This is a genomic window from Corynebacterium sp. HMSC30G07, from assembly GCF_001806945.1.
GTDB lineage: Bacteria > Actinomycetota > Actinomycetes > Mycobacteriales > Mycobacteriaceae > Corynebacterium > Corynebacterium riegelii.
Window position 1 is genome coordinate 21,003 of the sequence record NZ_KV786471.1, and the last position, 7,333, is coordinate 28,335.

Here is a 7,333-nt window from a genome sequence, read left to right on the forward strand (position 1 = left end):
CTTTTGCTAACTTTGTCGGGTGACTACGTTTCAGATTCAGGACCTCCACAAACGCTTCGGCGACGTCCAGGCCCTCGACGGAATGGACTTCACCGTCCACGACGGGGAAATGTACGGCTTCGTCGGTTCCAACGGCGCCGGTAAATCCACCACGATGCGCATCGCGTTGGGCGTGCTCAGCGCCGATTCGGGCGAGGTGCTCCTCGATGGGCAACCGCTTGACGACAACTCCCGTCGCCGCATCGGTTACATGCCCGAAGAGCGCGGCCTCTACGGCAAGGAAAAGATCCTCGACCAGTTGGTCTTCCTGGCCAAACTCCACGGCGTGGACGGCGCGGCTGCCAAGCAGCGCGGCACCGAACTGCTCGAGGAGTTGGGCCTCGGCGAGCGTCTGGGCGACAAGCTCGACGACCTCTCCCTGGGCAACCAGCAGCGCGTGCAGTTGGCCGCCAGCCTGATCCACGACCCGGAGGTGCTCATCCTCGACGAGCCGTTCTCCGGCCTGGACCCGGTTGCCGTGGACGTGATGAGCTCGATGCTCACCGACCGCGCACGCGCCGGCGTGCCGGTCATCTTCTCCTCCCACCAGCTCGATTTGGTGCAGCGGCTTTGCGACCGCATCGGCATCGTCACCCGCGGCCGCATGGTCGCCGAAGGCACCGTCGATGAGCTGCGCTCGGGCGGTCCGGTGCGCTTCCGCGTCGGCACGCAGGCGCGCGGCTGGATCCCCGCAACCGCCACGCTTATTAGCGACACCCCCACCCACGTCATCGTCGAAACCACTTCCGCCGACAACGACCAGGACATCCTCCGCGCCGCCATGGCCGCAGGCCCCGTCCACGAGTTCACCCGCGTCGTGCCGGATCTGGCCGAGCTGTTCAAGGAGGTTGTGAAGTAATGAAGACCTACTCCCCCATGCACACCATCACCACCACCGCGAAGCGCGAGGTGCAGATTCTGCTGCTGAAGAAGGGTGTCATTGTCACGCTCGTGATCATGTTGCTGGCCATGCTCGGCATGATCGGCTTCGCCACCTGGATGAAAAACAAGGACGACGCCGAGGAAGAAGCCGGCGGCCCGGCCGTTGCTGCCGTGGGCATCGCAGAGCAGCTTCTCGACGACGCCGGCTACGACGCCCGCACCGCCACCGACCGCACCGAAGCCGAACAAATGGTGCGTGACGGCGACGTGCAGGCCGCCCTAATCGTCGAGGGCGAAACCTGGGAAGTCCTTGCGGACGGCTCCCCCTCCAACACCATCCTCACCGGCCTCGACGCCCTCTCCCAACAGCAGGCGCGCGCCGAAACCCTAAGCAACCTGGGCATCAGCCCCGCCGACTACGAGGCGGCCTCCCCGCAGATCAACGTTGTGCCGGTGGACATCAACGACACCGAAGGCGACGACATCGCACAGCAGTTGACCCGCATGCTGACCACCTTCTTCGCGCTGATCGTGGTCATGTTCACCGTGATCACGTTTGCCGCCCAGGTGGGCAGCCGTGTCACCGAGGAGAAGTCATCTCGCGTCGTTGAGCTCATCTTGGCCTCCGTTCGCCCGCTGGATTTCCTCGCCGGCAAACTGCTGGGCACCGTCATCTTCGGCTTCCTCGCCACCGCGGTGCTGCTCGCCGTCGGCGGCATCGGCCTGAAGGTCTCGGGGCTTATCGACGACGTAGAAATCGACTGGTCCGCCCTCCCCGTCCTGCTTATCTCCTGGCTGTTGTCCATGCTGTTCTTCGGCGGCCTCTACGCCGCCGCCGGTGCGATGGTGCAGCGCACCGAGGACCTGCAGTCCACCCAGATGCCGATCCTGATCCTGCTGATGGCGTGCGTGTACATCCCGTCGTTTGGCTGGTCCAACACCGACACCACCTTCATGCAGGTCGTGAGCTGGATCCCGCCGTTCTCCCTCTTCGCCGCGCCCCTGACCTACGCAGCTGGCGACTTCACCGCCGCCCAGCTCGCGGGCTCCTTCGCACTCGCTGCGGTCACCACCGTCCTCGTCGTGTGGGGTGCCGCCCGCATTTACAAACGCACGATCCTCAACAACGGCAGCGTGACCAAGTGGTCGCAGTTGCTTCGGAGGGGATAGCGCAGGACTTCGCAGCCATGCCCGTAAACTACCAACGCCTACTATCAGGAGGAGAAGATCGCATGGCACTCGGCGACGGCCCGCTGATCGTCCAATCGGACAAGACCGTACTGCTTGAGGTCGCGCACCCCAACGCCGCCAAAGCCCGCGCGGCGCTCGCCCCGTTTGCGGAGCTTGAGCGCGCACCCGAGCACGTACACACCTACCGCATCACCCCGCTGGCGCTGTGGAATGCGCGCGCCGCGGGCTTTGACGCAGAGCAGGCCGTTGACGTGCTGGAGCGCTACTCCCGCTTCCCCGTCCCGCAGGCGCTGCTCATTGACGTCGCGGAGACCATGGCCCGCTACGGCCGCCTCAAACTGATCAAGCACCCGGCGCACGGTCTGATCCTGGAGTCGGATGACCCGCTGATTCTCACGGAAGTCCTTCACAGCAAGAAAATCCAGCCGTTGGTTTCTCGGCCGATTGACCAGGTGACGGTGCCAGTGCATCCGTCCTCACGCGGCCAGATCAAGCAAGAGCTGATCAAGCTGGGATGGCCGGTGGAGGACCTGGCCGGCTACGTGGATGGTGAGTCCCACCCGATCGCACTGAACCACGACGGCTGGGAGCTTCGCGACTATCAGCAATACGCCACCGAATCATTCTGGGAGGGCGGTTCCGGCGTGGTCGTCTTGCCCTGCGGCGCGGGTAAAACCATCGTGGGCGCGGCATCCATGGCGCAAGCGCAGACCACCACGCTCATCCTGGTTACCAACACGGTCGCTGGCCGCCAGTGGCGCGACGAGCTGTTGCGCCGCACCACGCTCACACCTGAGGAAATCGGCGAGTACTCCGGTGAGCGCAAAGAAATCCGCCCCGTCACCATCGCCACCTACCAAGTGGTCACCCGCAAAACCAAGGGCGAGTACAAGGCGCTCGAACTCTTTGACTCCCGCGATTGGGGCCTGATTATTTACGACGAAGTCCATCTCCTCCCCGCCCCCGTCTTCCGTATGGCCGCCGACCTGCAGTCACGCCGCCGCCTGGGACTTACGGCCACGCTCGTGCGTGAGGACGGCCGCGAGGACGACGTGTTCTCCCTCATCGGGCCTAAGCGTTACGACGCCCCCTGGAAAGAACTCGAAATGGCCGGCTACATCGCCACCGCCGAATGCGTCGAAGTGCGCACCACACTCACCGCGGAGGAGCGGCTCGTCTACGCCAGCGCCGAAACGCGTGAGCGCTACCGCCTGGCGGCGTGCTCGCGGGGGAAGCTGGGGGTCGTCGAAAAGCTACTGGCCCAACATGCCGGCAAGCAGACCTTGATCATCGGCGCCTACGTTGACCAGCTGGAGGAGATTGCCCAGCACATTGGGGCTCAGCTTATCGACGGCACAACGTCCACCAAAAAACGCGAAACCGCCTTCCAAGCGTTCCGGGACGGCGAGATCTCCACCCTTGTGGTGTCCAAGGTGGCGAACTTCTCCATCGACCTGCCAGAGGCAGCCGTGGCCATCCAGGTCTCCGGCACGTTTGGCTCCCGCCAGGAGGAAGCGCAACGCCTGGGCCGGCTGCTGCGTCCGAAGGCCGACGGCGCCGAGGCACTGTTTTACACCGTGGTCGCGCGCGACACGCTTGATGCCGAATACGCCCTGCGCCGCCAACGCTTTTTAGCGGAGCAAGGCTACGCCTACAGGCTTGTAGACGCTGACGACATCTAAACAGCCGCCATCTAGACTTGTACCCCATGAGCGACATGCACGTATTCAAGTTCGACGTGGACGAGGCGTACGCCAAGCAGCACAATGAGCTGCTGCGCAACACCAAGTACCTCGTGATCTCCGGCATCTCACTATTTGTCATCAGCGTGGCCGCCGGTGTGGCCATCTGGTTTCTTGTAGACCCGGCCTCCCCCTGGCACCTCCTGGGCTCCCTCGGCCTGGTGCTGTTTGGCGTGATGATGTTGATTGTCGCCCTTGTTATCCCCCGCGGCGTGGTCAGCCCGCAGCAGCTGTATAACGACAATCCGCTGGCACCCGCCATGATCACTGAAAACGTTGGCACCACCATTACGGTCACTGCGCTGGTGAACGCGAATGTGGATCCGGGGCAGAAGGAGAGGTGGGCGTTGGCGTCGCAAATCGTGCGCCCCTTGCCGCAGGAAAGCAACGCGGTTGGGACGAAGGTGCCGGTTGCCGCGGTTGGCGCGCAGCGCTCCACGCACGACAAAGAGCACTGGCAGGCGATCACCCCGATGCCGATTGTGTGGGGCACCCCGGACGCGTCCGTTGTTGAGACCGCCCAGGCGGCGATCCCGCAGCGTCAGTGGGAGATGCTCAACCGCGCCCGCAAGAACGATGAGCTGCTGCAGGCCTCAAAGAAGGGCCTTGCGGTTATCTAGGGCGTTTACTCGCTCCCCACTGCAGAGCGAGCGCCACCATCAACACGAGTGCCGGCACCGTAAAGCCAAGCGTGACGGAACTCAGGTAGATCGGCAGGATCAACAGCGGCGTAAGCGCCAGGCCGAAGAAGCGAGCTGAGAGCACCACTGCGTTAAATCCTGCGCCGCCTGGCGTGCGCAGCACTGAGTAAGACACGGTGGTTTGCAGGCCCTGCGCACTGGTCATGGCAATGCCCCAGAGCACTGCGATACCGATCGCCCACGGCAGGTGCGCCATAGACGCCACCGCGATCGCACCCGTAACCGCACACGCGGTCAGAATCTTCAGCGCACCGTAGCGATCCACCGAGGCACCAATCTTCGGCGCGAAGAAGAACGCCGCCAGCCCACCGACCATGATCACCAGGCCGCGTGTAGATGCGGGCATCCCAAACACGGACTGCAAGTGAATCGTCAACACCGTAGTCATACCGATGATGCTCACACCTACCGCAAGCACGGTCAGGATATGAATGATCATGGTCCCCCACGCCACCTTTTCCTTGACGGAGCTCTTCCGGATCCTTTCCGACGCCGGCACCCCCACCACCACCATCAACCCCGCAAGCACCATTACGGCCACATGCATGAGCTTCCAGTTGACTAACGACGCCGCACCCGCCACCAACGGGCCCGCACAATTACCAAGGGACTGCATAGCAAAATAGCGACCCAACGCCTGACCCAGATGCCCCGCCGGGACCGTATTACGAAGGATGATCTGGAGAATCGGCAGCGTAAACGCGTTTGATACCGACATCACCAGCACACCTGCCAGAAACAGGTTCCACGACGGCGCAATGAAACAAATCGCTGAGCCAATGAACGTCAAAGCATACGCCCACTTGATAACCGTGTGCGGTGCAGCATAGCGAACCAGCGCTGAGGAAAAGAGCATCAACGACGCAAACGGAACCATATACAAGGTGACCACAAACGATGCCTCCTGCACCGTTTTCCCAAACGTCACCGCCATATCGGGCACCATGGCGATCAGCGTTTGCGACGCCATCGGCCCGATCAGACCGCCCAAATACAGCATCTGCGTTTGCAGATGCTGCGAACGCGATCCGTTAAACATATGCTCCAGATTTCTTACAAAACAGCCAAAAGAGTGAAGGTAGCCGCAATGATAACGCCGGTAATAAACAGCCACACGAGGCAGTAGCCCATAATGCTTCGCGCGTTAAGCCCTGCCACGCCCAAGAGCGGCAGTGCCCAGAACGGCTGAATCTGGTTAGTCCAGGAGTCACCCCAAGCAAACGCCATGATCGTCTGCGGAATATCTGCGCCGATTGCCTGCGCGGCTTCCAGCATGACCGGGCCTTGAATTGCCCACTGGCCACCACCGGAGGGAATAAAGATGTTCACCAAACCGGCCACCAAGAACGTGATCACTGGGAACGTAGCCGAGTTGGCAATCCCGATAAACGCGTTAGAGAAGACCTCAACCAGACCGGAATTCGACATGATGCCGGCAACGCCCGCGTAAATCGGGAACTGCAAAATAATGCCGCGGGTAGAGGTGATTGCTTCCTGTACCGCAGCGAGGAAGTGATTGACGCTGCGGTGGGCAAAGAGAGCAAGCGTAAGGAACAGGAGGATAACGGTATTCAGGTTGATGTCAAAGCCGTTATCCGCGAAGTGCAAAACTAGGTATGCCAACGGCAGCAGCGCCAGAAGGATTAGCAGCACACGGGAGTTATCCAAGCGCTCAGCGAAAGACATTTCAGACTTGTCTGGCTCGTCTACTTCCAAAGCCTTCTCATCAACGGTTTCCACAAAGCCCACAACCTGGGCCTGCGGAACCTTGATGAAGGCGTAGAACGCAACGATGGCTGCGAAGATCAGCAACGTCACCACAATGTTCCACCACGAGTACAAGGTCTCAGTGACCGGGATGATGCCAAACTCCTCGTACATGAAGTGATCCGGAGTTGCCATGACCACCGGGATTGAGGACGACGGGCCGCGCACAATCTCTGCCGAGTACGCAGCAGCAACAACGAGCGGGAAGTGAAGGCCCTTGACCTTCTTACCCATTTCACGAGCCACCAGCGCGCCAACAACCAGACCAAGGCCCCAGTTCAAGTAGCAGCAGATAAACGAGATCACTGCCGTCAACGCGTAGGCCTGGTTTGGGGTATTCGGGATATCCGTCAGTTTGTCAAGCATCTTCTCCACGACGGGGCTGAGTGCAAGAACAAACCCTGTGAGGAGAACGAGAGCCATTTGCATGCCAAAGACAAACAGCTTGGAGAAGCCCTCGCCCCAATAGTTGACTACATCAACCGGAGTGGAATCGGTGAGCCCAAGAGCCGCCAGCACCACCAGGAATGTAAGCAAAATAGCAAGGACAAAAGCATCCGGAAGATAACGCTGAACCACGCGCGAAGTGACATTCGCTAAGGCATTCATGGACCACTCCATCAAATAGGCACGGACCACAGTCATAGGAAACTGTGACGGGTAACGCCATAAATCTAAGTGGTAAGCCCGAATAAACTAAACACAAAAAATGCGCGGGGGTGGAAAGTATCCACTAATGGTAGGCCCATTGCTCGCTTCAGCATGGAAGAGCCAAGCACTACTTCCCCAGCCAGCGAACATGCAGGCTAGGCATTGAAAAGTGCGAACTACAAAGTGTTCGCCACACGAACCGACGGGGGTAAAAACGAACAAGGTCTAATAGCAAGAGTATGTGCGCCTACCGGCGCGCAACCGATTCTCTGCTAGTCGATACGTTGTTTCCGGCCGTGTGTCTCTACATTCGACCTGGGGTTTTACAGGGGTGTTTTCGTTATCGTCTAGCAGGATTCG

General features: G+C 60.7%; 6 protein-coding genes. 4 read left to right on the forward strand and 2 right to left on the reverse strand.

All coding sequences use genetic code 11. From position 1 onward, the window contains the following. Nucleotides 1-19: 19 nt before the first annotated feature. The 4 genes from HMPREF3104_RS07970 (at nucleotide 20) to HMPREF3104_RS07985 (ending at nucleotide 4,474) form a co-directional block, all read left to right on the forward strand. Nucleotides 20-898 (forward strand): ABC transporter ATP-binding protein, encoded by an 879-nt coding sequence (locus tag HMPREF3104_RS07970; protein ID WP_070495096.1) that lies wholly within the window; start codon nucleotides 20-22, stop codon nucleotides 896-898. Further along, on the forward strand, nucleotides 898-2,091 hold the full coding sequence (locus HMPREF3104_RS07975; RefSeq protein ID WP_070495097.1) for an ABC transporter permease: 1,194 nt from the start codon (nucleotides 898-900) through the stop codon (nucleotides 2,089-2,091). The genes HMPREF3104_RS07970 and HMPREF3104_RS07975 overlap by 1 nt, the downstream gene beginning before the upstream one ends. 62 nt (nucleotides 2,092-2,153) lie before the next feature. Then, nucleotides 2,154-3,794, forward strand: a complete 1,641-nt coding sequence (locus tag HMPREF3104_RS07980) for a DNA repair helicase XPB (RefSeq protein ID WP_070495098.1) — start codon at nucleotides 2,154-2,156, stop codon at nucleotides 3,792-3,794. Nucleotides 3,795-3,820: 26 nt separating this feature from the next. Further along, on the forward strand, nucleotides 3,821-4,474 hold the full coding sequence (locus tag HMPREF3104_RS07985) for a DUF3239 domain-containing protein (protein ID WP_246816389.1): 654 nt from the start codon (nucleotides 3,821-3,823) through the stop codon (nucleotides 4,472-4,474). Here HMPREF3104_RS07985 and HMPREF3104_RS07990 read toward each other — a convergent pair. Together HMPREF3104_RS07990 and HMPREF3104_RS07995 are read right to left on the reverse strand one after the other, a co-directional pair. Beyond that, nucleotides 4,467-5,594 carry an MFS transporter gene (locus HMPREF3104_RS07990; protein WP_070495099.1) on the reverse strand — a complete coding sequence of 376 codons (1,128 nt, stop codon included), beginning with the start codon at nucleotides 5,592-5,594 and terminating at the stop codon, nucleotides 4,467-4,469. The two genes, HMPREF3104_RS07985 and HMPREF3104_RS07990, sit on opposite strands and share 8 nt — an antisense overlap. 14 nt (nucleotides 5,595-5,608) lie before the next feature. Continuing rightward, on the reverse strand, nucleotides 5,609-6,967 hold the full coding sequence (locus HMPREF3104_RS07995) for a short-chain fatty acid transporter (RefSeq protein WP_198147750.1): 1,359 nt from the start codon (nucleotides 6,965-6,967) through the stop codon (nucleotides 5,609-5,611). Between the last annotated feature and the right edge of the window lie 366 nt (nucleotides 6,968-7,333).